Source organism: Erwinia sp. 2186 (assembly GCF_057812255.1).
The window spans coordinates 4,778,618-4,797,802 of sequence record NZ_CM173824.1; the positions used below are offsets into that span (position 1 = coordinate 4,778,618).

Consider the following 19,185-nt stretch of genomic DNA (forward strand, 5'->3'; position numbering starts at 1 on the left):
CGTCAGATCCCGTCGCCGAATTCGAAGCCCGGCACGGTGCCATTGAAGTGCTGATCCATTTCCATCGAAGGCTTGTCGCTGCTCGGCTTGCCAACGATGCGGGCAGGAACGCCAGCTGCGGTGGTATGTGGCGGAACCGGTTGCAGCACTACCGAACCGGCACCAATTTTCGCCCCGCGTCCCACTTCGATATTGCCGAGGATTTTCGCTCCTGCCCCGATCATCACCCCTTCGCGAATTTTCGGATGGCGATCGCCGCTGGTTTTGCCGGTACCGCCCAGCGTAACGGATTGCAGGATCGAGACATCGTCTTCAACCACCGCCGTTTCGCCAATGACAATGCCGGTGGCGTGATCGAGCATGATGCCGCGACCAATTTTGGCCGCCGGATGAATATCCACCGCAAACGAGACCGACACTTCGTTCTGCAGATACACCGCCAGCGCGCGTCGTCCTTCATTCCACAGCCAGTGACCAATACGATAGGCCTGTAAGGCGTGGAAGCCTTTCAGGTACAGCAAGGGCGTGGAGTATTTATCGATTGCCGGGTCACGCTGACGGACGGCCTGGATATCACAGGCTGCCGACTGGATCATCGACGGGTCCTGATTATAGGCTTCCTGCACGATTTCACGGATGGCGATGGCAGGCATGATCGGATTGGCCAGCTTGTTGGCGAGCATATAGCTCAGCGCACTGCCCAGATCGTCGTGCTTCAGCAACGTTGCGTGGTAAAAACTGGCAAGCATCGGTTCGCAGTCAGCCAGGGCCCGCGCTTCCGCTTTGATATAATCCCAGACCAGTTCAGGTTCTACACACGGCATTGCTCTCTCCACATCAAAAAATAGCGCCCGGCGACTGCCTGCGCGCTATATCAGTTTGCATCCCTTTCTCAACTGGCGCTGTTTTCGTCTTTCCTTGTGCGCCCAAGTAAGCTCAATGCTGCCTCTCGCGCATTTTTTTCGCAATACAGAACCTGATAAATTTGCTCGGTTATTGGCATCTCCACGCCGCAGCGCGCAGCCAGAGCCTTAACCTCTTTAGTATTTCGGAAACCTTCCACTACCTGACCGATGGTCGTTTGCGCCGCTTCCACGTCAATTCCCTGCCCCAGCATCATGCCAAAGCGCCGATTGCGTGACTGATTATCGGTACAGGTCAGCACCAGGTCGCCTAATCCCGCCATGCCCATAAAGGTGGTGGGATCGGCACCGAGAGCGGTGCCCAGACGGGTCATTTCAGCGAGGCCACGGGTAATTAATGCGGTACGTGCATTGGCACCAAAGCCAATTCCATCGGAGATGCCCGCGCCAATAGCGATCACGTTTTTCACCGCGCCGCCGAGCTGGACGCCAATAAAGTCCGGATTGTTATACACACGGAAGCTTTTACCGCAATGCAGCAGCGTCTGCAGGTCATCAGCAAATTCGCTGTCCGTTGCCGCCAGGGCAATCGCCGTCGGCAGACCCGCCGCCAGTTCTTTGGCAAAAGTCGGGCCCGAGATCACTGCCAGCGGAATATCCGGACCGAGGATCTCACGCGCGACATCCTGCAGCAAACGTCCGGTCTCTTTTTCCAGGCCTTTCGTGGCCCAGACAATGCGGGAGTCAGCGCGCAGATGCGGTTTGATTTGCTGTAATACATCGCCGAACACATGGCTGGGAACCACCACCAGCAGATCGCGACTGGCAGCAATCGCACTGGCCAAATCGGTTTCAAGGCTCAACGAATCAGGGAAAGGAACATCGGGCAGGAAAGCCGCATTACAGCGGTCAGCCTGAAGCTGAGCCTGATGGTGTGGGTTGTGTCCCCACAGCACCACGTTGTGCCCATTACGAGCCAGCGTGATGGCTAAAGCGGTGCCGTAAGATCCGGCACCGAGGACGCTCATTGAAGCGTTAGCGTGAGGCATTATGCATCCTGTTGAGGAGCGGCGCCTTCGTTTGACTGCTGAAGATAGTTCATGAACAGCGCGTCAAAGTTCACTGGCGCCAGGTTAAGCTGCGGGAAGGTACCGCGTGAAACCAGGCTGGTGATGCATTCGCGAGCATAAGGGAACAGGATGTTCGGCGAGTATGCACCGAGGCAATGCGCCATCTGGTTACCGTCGATACCGGAGATAGAGAAAATACCTGCCTGCTGAACTTCACACAGGAACGCAGTATCTTCGCCCACGGTTGCCGTTACGGTCACACGCAGTACGACTTCATACACGTCTTCTGCCAGCTGGCTGGAAGCCGTATCCAAATCCAGTTTCACTTCTGGTTCCCACTCTTTCTGGAAAACCTGAGGCGCGTTAGGCGCTTCAAAAGAGATATCCTTGGTGTAAATACGCTGGATCTGGAAAGCCATCTCGGTGTTGTTTTGCTCTGACATGTTACGTAATCCTATTGGTTAATAATCCGTTATTTCGCCACTCGCCCGTCTTATTTAAGTAGCGGGTCGAGGCCAGAAAAGCCATCTAGCGCGAACTGGTCTTCACAGCCAACAAAGTGCTGCGCATCACTACATCAGTCTTACTTTCCACGTACCAGCGGCAGGTTTTCACCACTCCAACCGGAGACGCCATCTTTCAGTATGGAGACGTTTTCAAAACCGGCCGCGTTCAGCTGAGCAGCGGGTTCTGCAGCGGATGTGCCGTTGGCACACACCACGATAATCGGTTGCGCTTTGTGCTTCTCTAATTCGCCAAAGCTGCCTTTTTTGATGTCAGCGGCCAGCACGTTGATGGCATTGGAGATATGGCCCTTACGGTAGTCATCACGCCCACGCACGTCGACCACCACGGCTTCTTCTTTATTAATTAAACGGGTTGCTTCACCGCGGCTAATCGTTTTTATCTTGGAGAACATACCCTTAACGGTAGTCACGATCACCAAAACCAACAGGACAACCCACGCCAGACTAAGAATGGTGTGGCTGCCTGCGAACTGCATAATATCTTGCATGAGGGGTAACAACTCCCGAAAGGGTTAATAAGCTAAAACAAGGCTTCTGAGTATACCTGCCAGTATTGTCATGTACAGTCATGAAGCCGTCAGAGTTGCGTTTTCTGAGGCAGATTCCCAAAAAAAATTGCCTTAAGTGTAAATGCCCGTGTCAGTGCGAGTTCGCTGCAATCCTGAGCGGTTATTTGTTGTGCAAATCTGCCTGACACTTCCCCGCAGGATCGCCTGCCCAGCGACCGGTTTCAGGCAACGCTGTCACTGGTGGAAATGCAAAAGCCGGGACAGATGGCTGGTAAGCTGCTGTTCATCGTGGAATAATCTGGTCCTATGAGGGAAAAAGCGCCAGTTTCATCTTTACGAGCACAGGGTAACGGATCTGCCACAGGCGTTCTGTTGCGATCTCATGTGTTCAGCCTGTCTGCCAGCGTACTTTGCGCCGGTCTTTTGCTGTCGTCTTTTGCCAGCCACGCGGCCGACGATAACAAGTCGCAGCTCTCCAGCCTGCAGCAGGATATTGCAGCGAAAGAGAAGAGCGTTTTGCAGCAAAAGCAGCAACGCGGCAAGCTGTTGGCGCAGCTGACCAGCCAGGAAAAGATCATTGCTCAGGCCAGCCGCCAACTGCGTGAAACCCAAATCACCCTCACCGGGCTGAATAAGGACATTTCATCGCTGACCGCCTCGATCAGCAAGCTGGAGGCGCAACAAGTCAGTCAGGAAAAGCTGCTTGCCGAGCAGCTCGATGCGGCTTTCCGTCAGGGACAACACAGCGGCGTCCAGCTGATCCTCAGCGGCGAAGAGAGCCAGCGCAGCGAGCGCATCCTTTCCTACTTTGGCTATCTTAACGATGCCCGCCAAAAATCAATTGATGACCTGAAAAAGACCCGCAGCGACCTCTCTGCGCAGAAAGCGTCTTTGGTGGATAAACAGGCGCAGCAGAAATCCTTACTCGACCAGCAGCAGTCGCAACAGCAGAAGCTGGAAGGTGCGCGCGTTGCCCGTAAGAAAACGCTGACCACGCTGGAGTCGTCTCTCGAAAAAGATCAGGCGCAGTTGGTCGATATGCGGGAAAACGAAAGCCGCCTGCGCGACAAAATTGCCAAAGCTGAACGGGAAGCCAAAGCCCGGGCAGAGAAAGAAGCGCGCGAGGCGGAAAAAGTCCGTCAGCGTCAGGCTCAGGCGAAGAGCAAAGGCACCACCTACAAACCGACCGAAGGTGAGCGTTCATTAATGGCGCGCACCGGCGGATTAGGCCGTCCTTCTGGCCAGGCCGTATGGCCGGCGCGCGGCACGATTGAACATCGCTTCGGCGAACAGCTGCAGGGTGAGCTACGCTGGAAAGGCTTGGTGATTGACGCACCTGAAGGCACCGAAGTGAAAGCCATTGCCGATGGCCGCGTTCTGATGGCCGACTGGCTACAGGGCTACGGTCTGGTGGTGGTGGTAGAACACGGCAAAGGGGATATGAGCCTTTACGGCTACAACCAAAGTGCGCTGGTGAGCGTGGGAACTCAGGTTAAGGCAGGACAGCCAATCGCACTGGTCGGGACCAGTGGCGGCCGGGGCACGCCTTCACTCTATTTCGAAATCCGACGCCAGGGACAGGCCGTCAATCCACTTCCGTGGTTAGGAAAATAACTTTTGTCACACCTCCGCAAAATGAGTGGCGTGCTGGCAGGCCTGTTAATGGCCTGTACGGCACACGCCGGAAAACTCTCTATCGTCATTGATGATTTTGGTTATCGTCCGAAGGAAGAGAATCAGGTTTTGCAGATGCCGAAGAACATCTCTGTCGCGGTTCTGCCTAACGCCACCCACGCCCGTGAAATGGCGACCAAAGCCCACCAGCTGGGTCACGAAGTGCTGATCCATCTGCCGATGGCGCCCCTGAGCAAACAACCGCTGGAAAAAGACACCCTGCGCCCGAACATGTCCAGTGCGGAGATCGCGCGCATTATTCGTGAAGCGGTGGCCGATGTGCCTTTTGCGGTCGGCCTGAATAACCATATGGGCAGCGCGATGACCTCCAGTCTGCCTGGGATGCAGAAGGTGATGCAGGTACTGGATCACTATAATTTCTACTTCCTCGACAGCATGACCATCGGTAACAGCCAGTCAACGCGCGCCGCCGCCGGAACCAGCGTCAACGTGCTGAAGCGCCGCGTGTTCCTCGACGATACGCAGAACGAAGCGGATATCCGCAAGCAGTTCACGCGTGCGGTGCGCCTGGCCCAGCGCGATGGCTCAGCCATTGCCATCGGCCATCCGCATCCCACCACCGTCAGGGTATTGCAGGAAATGCTGCCAACGCTTCCGGCAGACGTGACGCTGGTTCGTCCAAGCCAGTTGCTGAATGAGCCCCAATCCACCGGCCGCCAGCCGTTGCCACCGGCTGAAAAACCGCGTAATCCGTTCCACGGCGTGAAAAGCTGTCCGGTGAAGATTGCACCGGTTCCGGCAACCCGTGCACTGAGCGTGGTGGCTGAAAGTATTGGCAACAGCGCGGGCATGCGTTATATCGATACGCACTTTAGCGGGTTGAAGCTCGATATCGGGACCCAACCTTAATTTTTCTGCAGCGTCCCTGACTGAAGGGACGCAGGCCCAGAGAGTCGCGGACACATGGAAGATCAGCGTAAAAAAATTCTGTTGCTGGATACCGGAAATGAATGGGGTGGCGGCACCAACAGCATGCTTGAGCTGTTGAAGCGTATCGACCGCAGTCAGTTCGATATCCGCTGCTGCTTCTACCATAATTACCGCCGTGGTAAAGGTGACACCATTGCTGACGTGCTGGAAGCGCTCGGCATCCCGGTGATGTTTATTCCGCAACGCAAGCAACCTCGCTGGGCGAAAGTCTGCAAAGAACTACTGCGATCGCTGGTATTTTTCAACCGTTCTTTACGGCTGAAAACGACCCGTTGGGTGGATATGCTTTGGCGCATCAAGCCCAATGCGAAACGTATTGCCGAGGCGATTTCCCGCCAGAATATTGATTTGCTCTACATGAATAATCAGCCGGGATCGAACGCTGAAGGCTATCTTGCGGCCGAAGGTTTACCGATTACCCTGGTGCAGCATTGCCGCATTGAACCGGTCCTGAACCGCGAATTGGTCGGGATGGTGAATCAGCGCGCGGATGCAATCATCGCTGTATCAAACGGCGTCCGCGAAGTGCTGATCGCCCATGGCGTCGTGGCTGAAAAATGCTTCACCGTATTCAATGCTATCGACATCTGGCAACCGCTGCCCTCCCGCGATGCGATGCGGCAACAGCTGCTGGCGCTGGATAACCGCACCTTTGTGTTTGGCAGCATCGGATCGTTAATCCCCCGCAAATCCAATCACCATATTCTGCAGGCGCTGGAAAAGTTTGCCGCGTCCTTCCCCCAGGCCGACTGGCGGATGGTGATCCTCGGCGAAGGCCCGGAAGAAGCGGCGTTAAAACGTCAGGCGGCTCAGGCCGGTATTGCGGATCGGGTGATTTTTACCGGTTTCCGCCCCAATGCCCTGGAATATCTGGCCGCGCTGGACGTGTTTATTCTGGCGTCCAAAAGTGAAGGGTTGCCGCGCGTGGTGCTGGAGGCCATGTTGCTCAATACCGCGGTGATTGGCTCGAAAGTCACCGGCACCGCCGAACTTATCTCGCCGGATAAAACGGGCTTGTTGTTCGATTACGGCGATACCGATACCCTGTTTGAGCAGATGAAGACGCTGTATCTTGATGCGGAAAAACGCACGACATTATTGCAACAGGCCAACGCCAACGTGAAAGCGCACTATGCTATTGAGCATTACGTCGCAGGCGTGGAATCTATTTTGAAAAATGCGTCACATGGAAACTCTTCGCATGTTTGAATTCCTGAACCCTCAGTTCCGCCACATTCGTTCGCGCCATAACCTCTCTTATCAGCAGAAAGAGGTGCAAGGCGCAACACCGGTCACTTCTATTGTCATTCCCTGTACGGGCGCTGACTTTGTCGAAGAGGCAACCTTAAGCGCGTTATTTGCATCGCGTTTTGCGCCTGATGCAGAAGAGATTGTCATCGTCTCCGATCAGCCTGCCGCACAGTTTGGCGAGCTGCCGGCGAAAACCCGGGTGGTGACGCTGGACGTGCCGTTGCGGGAAGAGAACTACCGCTATAAACAAATTTACCGCAGTCGTTTGATTAAGCTTCAGGCGCCTTTGCAGGCAAAAACCGACGGCATTTTGATGATCGATTCCGATCTCAATCTGCTGAAAATGCCCGATATCAACATGCATGACGGGCATATCTATTCCAGCTTCCGCCAGGGCAAGATGATCGCCAAACTGGCCAATGCGCCTGAGCAAAACCGACCGGCTTATTACCGCAATAGCGTCAGACCTTATATTGTTGACCATGTGAATGGCGCTTTTCTTGCCGCGACACGGCAGACGTGGAAACGCATTTGCCCACTGTGGTTAACGCTTTTCCAGGATACCTGGGAATTAATGGATGATTCGCAGCCACCCACCGATCAGCTCCCACTGGCTGCATTGTTGGATATGCTGGATCTGAAGACGGTAAACCTGGGTGACTGGATGAACTGGCCGGTCTCGAAGAAGATTGGTGGCAGCACGGCAGCGATCCCGAAAGAGGTGGTTGGTGCGCATGGCGGCTTCCCGCTTTCGGAATGGCAAAAGTATTTGCAGTCATCCGATACGCCATTGACCTTTAAAGGTCAGGATTACACCCGTAAGGTGCGCTATCTGACGGATGCCGAAAAGCTCAAGTAACATTGTAAATTGGGTCGGCCCATTGCCGACCCAACAGATTGATTACCAGTCCAGAATCACCTTGCCTGAAAGGCCCGAGCGCATTTGATCAAACCCCGCCTGAAAATCATCAATCCCAAAGTGATGGGTAATGATCGGCGTGATATCCAGCCCGGACTGGATTAATGCCGCCATTTTGTACCAGGTCTCGAACATTTCCCGGCCATAAATCCCTTTGATAAACAGTCCCTTGAAAATCACCTGATTCCAGTCAATCGACATCTCTGAAGGGGGAATGCCGAGTAATGCAATGCGGCCACCGTTATTCATCACGCTTAACAGCGTTCTGAACGCTGCCGGTGCGCCGGACATCTCCAGTCCTACGTCAAATCCTTCGGTCATGCCCAGTTCCTGCATCACGTCCACCAGCTTTTGCTGGCTGACGTTCACCGCGCGGGTCACCCCCATCTTGCGGGCCAGATCGAGGCGATAGTCATTCACGTCGGTGATCACCACATGCCTGGCGCCGACATGACGGCAGATTGCTGCCGCCATAATGCCAATCGGGCCGGCACCTGAAATCAGCACATCTTCGCCGACCAAATCGAATGACAGCGCCGTATGCACCGCATTACCAAAAGGGTCGAAAATCGCTGCCAGCTCATCAGAAATGTTGTCGGGAATACGAAAGGCATTAAACGCGGGGATCGCCAGGTATTCCGCAAAGCAGCCCTGCCGGTTAACGCCAACGCCGACCGTATTGCGGCAAAGATGGGTTTTCCCCGCCCGGCAGTTTCGGCAGTGGCCACAGGTAATATGCCCTTCCCCGGAAACCCGATCGCCCAGCGAGAAGCCCTTCACTTCCTGACCGATCCCGACCACTTCACCAACATATTCATGCCCGGTGATCATCGGCACGGGAATGGTTTTCTGTGACCATTCATCCCAGTTATAGATATGCACATCCGTGCCGCAAATGGCGGTTTTACGAATTTTGATCAGCAGGTCATTGTGACCCGGCTCGGGGACAGGCGCATCGTGAACCATCCAGATCCCTTCTTCCGCGCGCAGCTTCGCTAATGCTTTCATCACGCCTCCTTAATCACGCCAAGCTTTTTGCCAATCCGGCTGAAAGCATCCACCGCATGGACTAGCTGCTCATGGCTGTGTCCCGCCGAGATTTGCGTGCGGATCCTTGCCTGCCCTTTCGGCACCACGGGATAGAAGAAGCCGGTAACGTAGATGCCTTCCTGCTGCAACAGCCGGGCAAATTCCTGCGCCACTTTCGCTTCGCCCAGCATCACCGGAATAATGGCGTGATCGGCGCCGGCCAGGGTAAACCCGGCTTTGGTCATTTCGGCACGGAAAAATTTTGCGTTGTCCCACAGACGCTGACGTAAACCATCTCCTTCGGTCAGCATATCCAGCACACGTATTGAGGCGGCAACAATGGCCGGCGCCAGCGAATTCGAGAACAGATAAGGACGGGATCGCTGGCGAAGCCATTCAATCACCTCTTTTTTAGCCGCCGTGTAGCCACCCGAAGCGCCACCCAGCGCTTTGCCCAGCGTACCGGTGATGATATCGACCCGGCCCATCACCTCGCAGTATTCGTGCGTGCCCCGACCGCCTGCGCCCACAAAGCCAACGGCATGAGAATCATCGACCATCACCAGCGCGCCATAGCGATCCGCCACGTCACAGATGCCCTTGAGGTTGGCGATCACGCCATCCATGGAGAAAACGCCGTCGGTGGCGATCATGATATGGCGCGCGCCGGCCGCTTTGGCTTCTTCCAGCCGCGCTTCCAGTTCCGACATATCGTTGTTGGCATAGCGGTAGCGTTTGGCTTTGCATAACCTTACGCCATCAATAATCGACGCGTGATTCAGCGCGTCAGAAATAATCGCATCTTCCGGCCCAAGCAGCGTTTCGAACAAACCGCCGTTAGCATCAAAGCAGGAGGAATAGAGAATGGCATCTTCCATGCCCAAAAATTCCGCCAGCTGCTTTTCCAGCTGTTTATGGCTGTCCTGCGTGCCGCAAATAAAGCGTACTGACGCCATGCCAAATCCGTGGCTGTCCATGCCTTCTTTCGCCGCGGCGATCAGGGCGGGATGATTAGCCAAACCCAGGTAATTATTTGCGCAGAAGTTAACGACTTTCCCGCCGCCTTCCAGTTCGATATTGGCCTGTTGCGCGGAGATAATCAGGCGTTCGGACTTAAACAGCCCTTCCGCCTCGACTTCCCGTAATTGTTGCGTAAGTTGCTGATAAAATGGCGATGACATTTTCATACTCCGAAACAGGCTTAGTAGCGGAATATCTTACTGAAGGGCAAGGGATGGGACGAGGATACAGATCGTGTAGTGTGATTTTCGCAGCATAATTAACGCCAGCTTCCAACAATTACATTCCGTTACGGAGTCATCTGGCTGTCTGACGCCGCATCAGATGTTATGATAAGAGGCATTAGCGTGTGAAACCTCCCGTTTCACCCCCCTGTTTAAAGGTTAATGCTCATGATTATCGTCACCGGCGGCGCAGGACTTATCGGTAGCAACATTATTAAAGCGCTGAATGACAAAGGCCATACCGATATCCTGGTGGTCGACAACCTGAAAGACGGCACCAAATTCGTCAATCTGGTGGATTTGAATATTGCCGATTACATGGATAAAGAAGACTTTCTGATCAGCATTCTGGCCGATGAAGATTTCGGCGATGTTGAAGCGATCTTCCATGAAGGCGCCTGCTCATCCACCACCGAGTGGGACGGCAAGTACATGATGGACAACAACTATCAGTATTCCAAAGAGCTGCTGCACTACTGCCTCGAGCACGAAATCCCGTTCCTGTATGCCTCTTCCGCAGCCACTTACGGCGGCCGCAACGATAACTTTATCGAAGAGCGCCAGTATGAAGAGCCGCTGAACGTTTACGGCTATTCCAAAATGCTGTTCGATCACTATGTCCGTCAGATCCTGCCGGAAGCGGGTTCGCAGGTCTGTGGTTTCCGCTACTTCAATGTGTATGGTCCGCGTGAAGGCCATAAAGGCAGCATGGCCAGCGTGGCTTTCCACCTGAACACCCAGTTAAACAACGGCGAAAATCCCAAGCTGTTCGAAGGCAGCGATACCTTTAAGCGTGATTTTATCTACGTGGAAGATGTGGCGTCGGTGAACCTGTGGTTCTGGGAAAATAACGTTTCCGGCATCTTCAACTGCGGTACCGGTCGTGCCGAGTCGTTCCAGGAAGTGGCCGATGCGGCGCTGAATTTCCATCAGAAAGGGGAAATCGAATACATTCCTTTCCCGGAAAAACTGAAGGGACGCTACCAGGCCTATACCCAGGCGGATCAAACCAACCTGCTGGCAGCGGGCTATGATAAGCCGTTCAAAACCGTCGCTGAAGGCGTCGCTGAATATATGGCATGGCTGAACCGCAAGGCGTAACGGGACAATTCCGGCAATGAAGATTCTGGTAATCGGCCCTTCATGGGTTGGCGATATGATGATGTCGCAAAGTCTCTATCGCACGTTGAAGGCGGCTGAACCCGACGCGATAATTGATGTGATGGCACCCGCGTGGTGCCGTCCACTGTTATCGCGTATGCCAGAGGTCAACGAAGCGCTGGCGATGCCGCTGGGCCATGGTGCGCTGGCATTAGGCGAGCGTCGTCGTCTGGGCAAAGCCTTGCGCAGCAAAGGTTACGATCGGGCTTACGTGTTGCCCAACTCGTTTAAGTCCGCGTTAGTTCCCTTCTTTGCCGATATCAAAACCCGCACCGGCTGGCGCGGTGAAATGCGCTACGGGCTGCTGAACGACGTGCGGGTGCTGGATAAAGCCGCGTGGCCTTTAATGGTTGAGCGCTATGTGGCGCTGGCCTACGACAAATCGCGCTACAGCCATGCGGCCCAGCTGCCGCAGCCGCTGCTGTGGCCGAAGCTGCAGGTCAATGAAGCTGAAAAGCTGACGACCGCCGCGGCGTTCGGCTTATCGGCAGATCGTCCCGCGATCGGTTTTTGCCCTGGCGCAGAATTTGGTCCGGCAAAACGCTGGCCGCATTACCACTACGCTGAACTGGCGCAGAGCCTGATCAACCGTGGCTATCAAATCATTCTGTTTGGTTCGGCCAAAGATAAAGAGACGGGCGAACAGATCCTGCAAAGCCTGCAGGAAGATTCGCGTGCGCATTGCCGCAATCTGGCCGGTGAAACCCAGCTGGAACAGGCGGTGATTTTGCTGGCGCATTGCCGCGCGGTGGTGAGCAACGATTCCGGCCTGATGCACATTGCCGCCGCGCTGGATCGTCCGCTGATCGCACTCTACGGCCCAAGCAGCCCTGACTTTACGCCGCCGTTGTCCGATAAAGCACGCGTTATCCGCCTGATCACCGGCTACCACAAGGTACGCAAAGGAGATGCGGAAGAAGGCTATCATCAGAGCCTGATCGATATTCAGCCTGAGCGGGTGATCGCCGAGCTGACGGCCTTGTTAGCGGATGACGAGGAAAAAACATGCACGTCCTGATTGTTAAAACCTCCTCCATGGGCGACGTGTTGCACACGCTTCCGGCGCTGACTGATGCCATGCAGGCGATTCCCGGCATTCGCTTTGACTGGGTGGTGGAAGAAGGCTTTGCGCAGATCCCCGCCTGGCATCCTGCCGTGGATAAAGTGATCCCGGTGGCCATCCGCCGCTGGCGTAAACACTGGTTTGGCAGTGAAGTCCGCGAAGAGCGCTTCCTGTTTAAACGCGAAGTGCAGTCGCGCCAGTATGATGTGGTGATCGATGCACAGGGACTGATCAAAAGCGCCGCGCTGGTCACGCGCATTGCAAAAGGCGTTAAGCATGGTCAGGACAGCCGCAGTGCGCGAGAACCTTTCGCCAGCTGGTGGTATGACGAGCGCCATGAAATCAGTAAAAAACAACATGCCGTGCAGCGAACTCGCGAGCTGTTCGCCAAAAGTCTGGGTTACCCGATGCCGGATAGCGAAGGGGATTACGCCATCGCGCAGCATTTCCTTAGCGAGCCGCCATCTGATGCCGGACAGTACCTGGTGTTTCTTCATGCCACCACGCGTGATGCCAAGCACTGGCCAGAAAGCCATTGGCGCGAGCTGATTGGCTTACTCGCCGACAGCGGCCTGAGGATTAAATTGCCGTGGGGCGCTGACCACGAACACCAGCGCGCCATCAGGCTGGCCGAAGGGTTTAGCTATGTCGAGGTGCTGCCAAAGCTGACGCTTGAGCAGGTTGCCCGCACGCTGGCAGGCGCCAGAGCAGTCGTCTCCGTCGATACCGGTTTAAGCCATCTTACCGCCGCGCTGGATCGCCCGAATATCACACTTTATGGCCCGACCGACCCGGGATTGATAGGCGGTTACGGCAAGAACCAGTGCGTGCTGCGCCCCGAGCAGGGCAATAATATGGCCTCGATTACTGCTGAGAATGTCTTGTCGCTGCTCTTACCCGCTATCGCCTTACCGGTGCCGTTAAGCCGATGACCAACGCCTGCCCGCTCAGCATCCTGATTGCCGCCCATAACAGTGAAACCTATCTTGCTGCAACGCTCGACAGCATTGTGGCTTCATTGGGTGAGGCACTCGATCAAGCTGAAATTATCATCGTTAATGATGGTTCCACGGACGGCACGCAGGCCATTATCGATCGCTATGCAGGGCAATTACCCCGTCTTCGCAGCGTCCTTTCGGCCCACCGAAACGTCGGTAAAGTTCGTAATCAGGCGGTGAGCCTGGCAACGGGTGATTACTTGCTGATGGTAGACAGTGACGATCACCTCCTGCCTGATGCTTTGCGCGATCGGCTGGTCACGTTGCAAGAGCACGCGCCGGACATTTTCCTGAGTAAAATAATTGAGGTGCGTGGTGAGATCGCCAATCAGCCCGTCTGGCAGGCAAAGGCACCTGAAATACTGACTCAGCATCAGTCTGTTGAACGGTTTCTGATCCATCGCGACTATCAGGCACATTTCATTGGCCAGTTTTTTGCCCGTCATCTGCTCCAGCAGCACGCTTTTCCAGACTTCATTTGTTATGAGGACAGCTGGTTATTTCCACTGTTACTGACACTGAGCCAGAAGACGCTTTATTCAGACAGCGGATTCTATCTCTATCGCAAACACGCCAACAGCCTGTCTTCCGCGATAGATGAGCGGAAAATCGACTGCCTGATTGCGGCAACGCAGCATATGGATGAGGTTTTACCCGCTAACTTTGCCTCGCTAATTACCTGCCACTGGCTAGATATCGCCAACCGCTATCCAGACGCGCTGCGAAGCAGCGGCCAGGACAGGATCGTCAACGCGCGTATTGGTCGGGTCAGTCTGAGCCGTTTCCTGTTGGATAGAAAAATCAGACTCAGCTACAAAAGAAAAATGCTGCAGGTGCGTAAACGGGGTCTGTGAAGACCCCGGTGAAGACGTTAACGGGCCAGGCTGCTCTGCTGATGGCTTCTCAATGCATTGAACATCTCGCTGACGATCAGCATCAACGCCACGCAAATCGTTAACTCACGGCTGATGAACACCACGTCACTCAGGCCGCTAATCACTACCCCAAACATCACCGCCAGCATCAACGCATTTCTGCTTCGAAGAGCGTAGGCAATCAGCACGACATAAAATAGCAGCATCACCAACGCGCCCTGAATTCCCTGTAGCGTCGCGCTATCCAGCAATTCGTTGTGCAAATGCACTTTCTCATACATCAGCGAGATAGTGTCTGTATGGCGGGTTTTCACATAGTTTTCGAAGCACGCCGTACGATCTTCTGTTTTCATCCCCAGAGGATGCGCGATGAAACAGACTGACCCCACTCGCCACATTGCCAGACGCGTGGTTAACGACCCAAACTGATTCCCGTCCGACTGGATATAGGTATTGTACTCTTGCAGAGTCGAGTCCAGCTTCGGCTCAATCATCGGCTTATAGCTCACCCCAACCAAGATCACCAAGGCAATCACCACCGAGAATAATGACTTCAGGCCGAAGTGACGGAATTGCAGTACGCCAACCAGCAGGATAATCAGGGGATAAGCCGCCATCATATTGCGGGTGCCGGTTTGCACCAGGATAAAATAGGACAGACAAAAGATCGCCAGACAGAACAGGATGTTTTCAGGGGTATGCTTTTCGGTGGCCAGCATAAACAGCACCATCGTTGAAAGCATCGCATAGCCATAGGCGGATATGGTGGCGCGGTCTAACGAAAAAGCGACCCGGTGAATATCACTAAAGTATTGATATAAACCGAACAGGGTCGCGGCAAAAAACGCCACCAGTAAGCCTGTGCGGATTAACCAAAGACTTCTTTTCGGGTAGTTCTTCATCTGAGAAAACAGCCAGTAACCGATAAAGCACGCCAACAGCAGGCGTTTTCCCGCATTAAAGTAGTCGTTAAACTCGCTGTAATCCGCGCTGCCCAGATATTCCCAGTAGAACCAGATGACCTTACTCAAGCCAAGCACGGCCAATAGCCCAATGAACCATAGCCGCGATTTATCATACTCTTTCAGGTTAAACAAAATCCCCGCGAGTGAAAAATAGAAGCTCCAGTAAAACAGCACCTTGGCACCCTTAACGTCAATAAAGGTCACCATAATGGTTAGCAGCGTACAAGCCAGGGCCAGCAAGTAAAAAACAGCACGGAAGTCCGTATCTTTGAAGCTCATTTTCATTTTCTCTCTCACCGAGTCCTGTTTATCACATCAACGAGCTTTAGTGGCCGCATATTCCGTTAACGTCATCCCGACGGTCCGGCTATGTAACCAGTTAAACAACTGCTCCAGATCGTCATAAAGGCGATCGATATCCGCTTCATTTTTAAAGGTCGGGCTGCCATCGGGCATAAATTCGGACGAGTGCAGCATAAACTCAACGTAATCCGACCCCGCAGCCAGCGTTTTTTCAGCCACGCCAATCATCTGCTGCACGTTACCGCCCGTCGGACGCAGCCAGTGAACCGACGGACTGCGCTGCTTGCCGCGTAAACGGTCATAGCCTTGTTTCAGGCTGTTCATCAATCCTGAATGCTTGTATTGAACGCTCATTGGCACCTCCAGCAACGGCGAGGTGCCTTCACGGGAAATATCTTCCGCATCCACATAATAAGCATTGCGCGGGAAATGCGTGTAGTTGGTGCCGCCGGAGCCTTGCGGCGCACCCGGAGAAAACTGCCAGTTCACGCCAGGCGTGACGGAGCAGTCTACCTTATAGCCAAACTCAACCAGCAGCCGGGCATATTGCTGGTTGAACGCCCAACGCCCGGCCCGATGGCTGAGCATTTTTGTCTGAAAGGTCTCTTCCAGTAGCTCAGTCATGTAGGCGATTTTTCGGCGCATTTCATCAACTGGATATTCGATCAGATAGGGCTGAAATTTCCAGTCATCGTCAGTCAGTGAGTACGCTGGCGGACTGTTCCAGGCATGTAAATGCATCCCCACTTCACCGGTTCCGCGGGCGATCACATCACGGGCGAATGCCTGGTAAACCGGGTCGATGGCCATTTCATAGTTGGTCAGCCAGGTCGGTTTGAAACCGTATTTTTCGCAAAGTTGCTGGAAACGTGCGAGATATCCCGCGTTTTTGGTGGTAACAATACCCGAGCGATTGCGCCACAGGTTGTCACCTTCCGTATCAATAGTGATGAGAAATGCGGGTGTGGTCATGCCGTTTCCATACTCCTGGTTAGTCTGCGGGTATGTTACGCAGCGGACAATAGAGACGCAAAGAGATTCGCGAGGCAATATTGTCAGTGGATTATGCTGTGGCACTCTTCCTGTTAATTTTCTAAGATAACTACAGCTAATAAAAAAGAGTACATTGGGAAGCCCCTGATGTTCGGCTTGTTTTCCCGATTATAATCTACACAGCTCTGGCAGAAGGATCCGCCTGAATCAAAAAAAAGATGAGCGGCATTTATGCGGCAAAAGAGGCTACGGCGCCTTCTCCGCAGTATTTTTCTGGCTAAGGGTAAAAAATTGTCCAAGCGCATTTTGATGATCATTGATGGCTTACCCGGAGGGGGAGCTGAGAAAGTCGTGCTGACTCTTGCAAAAGGGATGATGGAGCGTGGACATCGGGTGTCGTTATTCTCACTGCGTTCGGTGTGTGAGTACGCCATCCCGCCCGGTCTGGATTTCCGGGTGATCAAAGATAACTGCAAAAAACCGTGGCGCAAACTGACCGAACTGAGCCGCCGCGCTGCACAGCTGGATAAAGAAATCCATGCGGCGGAGACAAGCGACACCCCGTTCGATTTGGTGATTTCTCATCTGCACAAGACGGATCGCATCGTACGCCGCTGCCCGCACCTTGAACCTGAAAAGACCTGGTTCTGCCTGCATGGGGTGTTTTCTGCCTCATACCTTGCCCGCCGTAAAGGCTTCTCTCTGTGGCTTAAAAAGGCCAAAATCCGCCGCATTTATCAGGGCCGAAACATCATTGGCGTCTCGCAATACGTCGTGGAGGACCTGAAGCGCTCGTTTGAAATCCAGCCCAAACGTGAGCAGGTGATATTTAATCCCTTTGAGTTTGAGGCCATTGAAGCCCTTTCGCTGAAACCCTGCTCGATGGAAGGTAAGGACTATCTGGTCCATGTGGGCCGTTTTCATCCGACCAAACGCCATGACCGGCTGTTACGCGCCTACGCCATAAGTGGCCTCGAAGCGCCGCTGGTGTTAATTGGCCAGGGAAGTAGCGAGGCTACCCGCGCGATTAAAGATTTGGCTATTGACTTAGGCATCAGCAAGCGTGTCATTTTTAAGGGATTTATCAGCAATCCCTATCCCTACATCCGTCATGCGAAGCTGTTGGTCGTTAGCTCGGACAGCGAAGGGTTTGGCAACGTATTAGTCGAAGCATTAATTTGCCATACGCCGGTGGTCAGCACCCGCTGCCCGGGTGGCCCCGTCAGCATCCTGACCGGCGAATTATCGCGGGGGTTGGCAGAAATGAATGACGATTCGCTGGCGGCGACAATGCGGGATATTTATCTTCATCCACCCATAATGCTTAAGCCTGATGTCGATGCTTACAGTATTGAGGCTGTTTGCAGACAGTACCTTGATTTAATTAATCGTAATTAACAAAGTCCTGCTGCACTGTCATTCGTTTCAGCGTTAAAATCAGCCCACAACATCAGGGCGAAGACAACCTGAAGCCACTTTTTGTTTACTCATCATTGAAGGTTTTGGCCCATGATAACGCTCATTAACAGGAACGGATATCTGAGCTCAGTGAAAAGCTTGACCTCATCAATACGGCTGACAATGGGACGTACGCTTACCCAGATCCTCTTCCGTGGAACTTTCAGCTCGCTCAGGGAGAACAGAGCGTGAATTATGTATTGTTATTTTTGCTGCTCTTACCGCTTAAGCTATGGAAAAAGCTGGGTAAGAACACAAGCAACCGTAATCTGATCATTCAGACGGCAAAGATAGGGGACTTCATCAACATCACCCCGTTGATGCAGCATCTTAAGCATAGCGACGCCCTGCTCAGCACCTCAGTCGCGCCGCTTGCCCGTAATGATGCCACTCTGGACGAGATTTTTTACGTTGAAGAGCATAAATCCAGCACGATGGCCAAACTGAAGCTGGCCATCAGGTTGATGAACCGCTATCGCAACGTCTATCTGCTGCATCCTAACAACGCCAATCTGTTCTATGCCGCCTGCTGTAATGCGGAGAATAAACAGTTTCTGTCGATGTATCGCCGTCGCTGGTATCAGGGGATTTTTTATCTCACCGCCAGCGGCACGGTGGAGCATGAGAAAAACACGCTGACGCTGGAAAACTACCTGAAACTGGCCGACCGCTCGCTGACCAAAGAGAGCTATCCCAAGCATGCGACGCTGCCGTTAGTGCAACCCGTCAATACGCCGGAAGAGCTGTTCAGGACGGACAAAATTAAAATCGGCATCAGCATCTCGGCCGGAAATCAGGCGAAAACCATTCCCCCGGTTATCTGGAAAAGCCTATTCGATCGTCTGAGCGACCTGCCCTGCCTGTTCTATGTATTTGGTTCACCGAATGAACTTCCTCGCTTAAATGAGCTCAATAAGGTGGTTGGTGAACTCGACAACCTGGTCAACATGATTGGCAAGGTCTCGCTGGAGGGATTGCCCTATGCGATCGAGCAGATGGATATCTACGTGGCATCGGACTCCGGCAATGTTTATATTGCTGACGCGCAGAATGTGCCAGTGGTGCTGATTTATGGTCCCTGCTGCGTAGAAGAACAACGGCCATTAGGCGATGTTCTGCTGATCGGGCCGAACCATATTGCGCCAACCTCCTTTGTTTTTCAGGCGCTCTACAAATTCAATCATCCTGCCGAACAACTGTTTGAACTGGATAAGCGTAAGCTGGATGATATCCATGATTTTGTGAGTGCCCGCAAGCCTCAATTGACTCACGAAGAGAAGATTTTACCCTGAGTATGATGCCGCATTCCGATCCCGCCGCGCCTGAACTGAG

General features: G+C 53.7%; 18 protein-coding genes. 10 read left to right on the top strand and 8 right to left on the bottom strand.

The window, feature by feature from the left end:
- Positions 1-2: 2 nt before the first annotated feature.
- The 4 genes from cysE to ACXKZG_RS22260 form a co-directional block, all read right to left on the bottom strand.
- A complete protein-coding gene (cysE, locus tag ACXKZG_RS22245) occupies positions 3-824 on the bottom strand; it encodes a serine O-acetyltransferase (RefSeq protein WP_013200126.1) in 822 nt (273 codons plus the stop codon).
- A 68-nt stretch (positions 825-892) separates the two neighbouring features.
- Positions 893-1,912, bottom strand: coding sequence for an NAD(P)H-dependent glycerol-3-phosphate dehydrogenase (gpsA, locus tag ACXKZG_RS22250; protein WP_488875475.1), 1,020 nt, complete (start codon positions 1,910-1,912; stop codon positions 893-895).
- Positions 1,912-2,376 (bottom strand): protein-export chaperone SecB, encoded by a 465-nt coding sequence (gene secB / locus ACXKZG_RS22255; protein WP_013200124.1) that lies wholly within the window; start codon positions 2,374-2,376, stop codon positions 1,912-1,914. Before secB ends, gpsA begins: the two co-directional genes overlap by 1 nt.
- Before the next feature lie 140 nt (positions 2,377-2,516).
- Positions 2,517-2,948: a rhodanese-like domain-containing protein gene (locus tag ACXKZG_RS22260; protein WP_013200123.1), complete on the bottom strand. Its 432-nt coding sequence runs from the start codon at positions 2,946-2,948 to the stop codon at positions 2,517-2,519.
- Between the two features lie 327 nt (positions 2,949-3,275).
- Here ACXKZG_RS22260 and envC point away from each other — a divergent pair, with 327 nt between their 5' ends.
- Genes envC through ACXKZG_RS22280 form a run of 4 tightly spaced genes read left to right on the top strand, consistent with a single transcriptional unit; the run spans position 3,276 to position 7,704 of the window.
- Complete coding sequence (gene envC, locus ACXKZG_RS22265) at positions 3,276-4,583, top strand: murein hydrolase activator EnvC (RefSeq protein WP_488875476.1); 1,308 nt, start codon at positions 3,276-3,278, stop codon at positions 4,581-4,583.
- A 3-nt stretch (positions 4,584-4,586) separates the two neighbouring features.
- Positions 4,587-5,513 (top strand): divergent polysaccharide deacetylase family protein, encoded by a 927-nt coding sequence (locus tag ACXKZG_RS22270; protein WP_346596242.1) that lies wholly within the window; start codon positions 4,587-4,589, stop codon positions 5,511-5,513.
- Between the two features lie 54 nt (positions 5,514-5,567).
- The gene (locus ACXKZG_RS22275; RefSeq protein WP_013200120.1) at positions 5,568-6,803 is read left to right on the top strand and encodes a glycosyltransferase; all 1,236 of its coding nucleotides are present in this window, start codon (positions 5,568-5,570) and stop codon (positions 6,801-6,803) included.
- A complete protein-coding gene (locus ACXKZG_RS22280) occupies positions 6,796-7,704 on the top strand; it encodes a hypothetical protein (RefSeq protein WP_134823151.1) in 909 nt (302 codons plus the stop codon). Before ACXKZG_RS22275 ends, ACXKZG_RS22280 begins: the two co-directional genes overlap by 8 nt.
- A 42-nt stretch (positions 7,705-7,746) precedes the next feature.
- Here ACXKZG_RS22280 and tdh read toward each other — a convergent pair whose 3' ends face one another.
- Entirely contained in the window at positions 7,747-8,772 is a 1,026-nt protein-coding gene (gene tdh / locus ACXKZG_RS22285) for an L-threonine 3-dehydrogenase (RefSeq protein WP_346568390.1), read from the bottom strand.
- The gene (locus tag ACXKZG_RS22290; RefSeq protein WP_488875477.1) at positions 8,772-9,974 is read right to left on the bottom strand and encodes a glycine C-acetyltransferase; all 1,203 of its coding nucleotides are present in this window, start codon (positions 9,972-9,974) and stop codon (positions 8,772-8,774) included. The genes tdh and ACXKZG_RS22290 overlap by 1 nt, the downstream gene beginning before the upstream one ends.
- A gap of 231 nt (positions 9,975-10,205) precedes the next feature.
- Between ACXKZG_RS22290 and rfaD the strand changes: the two genes are divergently transcribed.
- The 4 genes from rfaD to ACXKZG_RS22310 are packed head-to-tail and all read left to right on the top strand — an operon-like array spanning position 10,206 to position 14,113.
- Positions 10,206-11,138, top strand: coding sequence for an ADP-glyceromanno-heptose 6-epimerase (gene rfaD, locus ACXKZG_RS22295; RefSeq protein WP_013200116.1), 933 nt, complete (start codon positions 10,206-10,208; stop codon positions 11,136-11,138).
- Positions 11,139-11,154: 16 nt separating this feature from the next.
- Positions 11,155-12,216, top strand: a complete 1,062-nt coding sequence (gene rfaF, locus ACXKZG_RS22300) for an ADP-heptose--LPS heptosyltransferase RfaF (RefSeq protein WP_488875478.1) — start codon at positions 11,155-11,157, stop codon at positions 12,214-12,216.
- The gene (gene rfaC / locus ACXKZG_RS22305) at positions 12,204-13,193 is read left to right on the top strand and encodes a lipopolysaccharide heptosyltransferase RfaC (RefSeq protein WP_488875479.1); all 990 of its coding nucleotides are present in this window, start codon (positions 12,204-12,206) and stop codon (positions 13,191-13,193) included. The genes rfaF and rfaC overlap by 13 nt, the downstream gene beginning before the upstream one ends.
- Complete coding sequence (locus ACXKZG_RS22310; RefSeq protein WP_488875480.1) at positions 13,190-14,113, top strand: glycosyltransferase family 2 protein; 924 nt, start codon at positions 13,190-13,192, stop codon at positions 14,111-14,113. Before rfaC ends, ACXKZG_RS22310 begins: the two co-directional genes overlap by 4 nt.
- A gap of 17 nt (positions 14,114-14,130) precedes the next feature.
- Here the strand turns inward: ACXKZG_RS22310 and ACXKZG_RS22315 are convergent, their stop codons facing one another.
- On the bottom strand, positions 14,131-15,378 hold the full coding sequence (locus ACXKZG_RS22315) for an O-antigen ligase family protein (RefSeq protein WP_488875481.1): 1,248 nt from the start codon (positions 15,376-15,378) through the stop codon (positions 14,131-14,133).
- 36 nt (positions 15,379-15,414) lie between these two features.
- A complete protein-coding gene (locus ACXKZG_RS22320) occupies positions 15,415-16,374 on the bottom strand; it encodes a polysaccharide deacetylase family protein (protein ID WP_488875482.1) in 960 nt (319 codons plus the stop codon).
- 312 nt (positions 16,375-16,686) lie between these two features.
- Between ACXKZG_RS22320 and ACXKZG_RS22325 the strand changes: the two genes are divergently transcribed.
- Complete coding sequence (locus ACXKZG_RS22325; protein ID WP_488875483.1) at positions 16,687-17,793, top strand: glycosyltransferase; 1,107 nt, start codon at positions 16,687-16,689, stop codon at positions 17,791-17,793.
- A gap of 248 nt (positions 17,794-18,041) precedes the next feature.
- The gene (locus ACXKZG_RS22330; protein ID WP_488875484.1) at positions 18,042-19,145 is read left to right on the top strand and encodes a glycosyltransferase family 9 protein; all 1,104 of its coding nucleotides are present in this window, start codon (positions 18,042-18,044) and stop codon (positions 19,143-19,145) included.
- Positions 19,146-19,185: the final 40 nt, after the last annotated feature.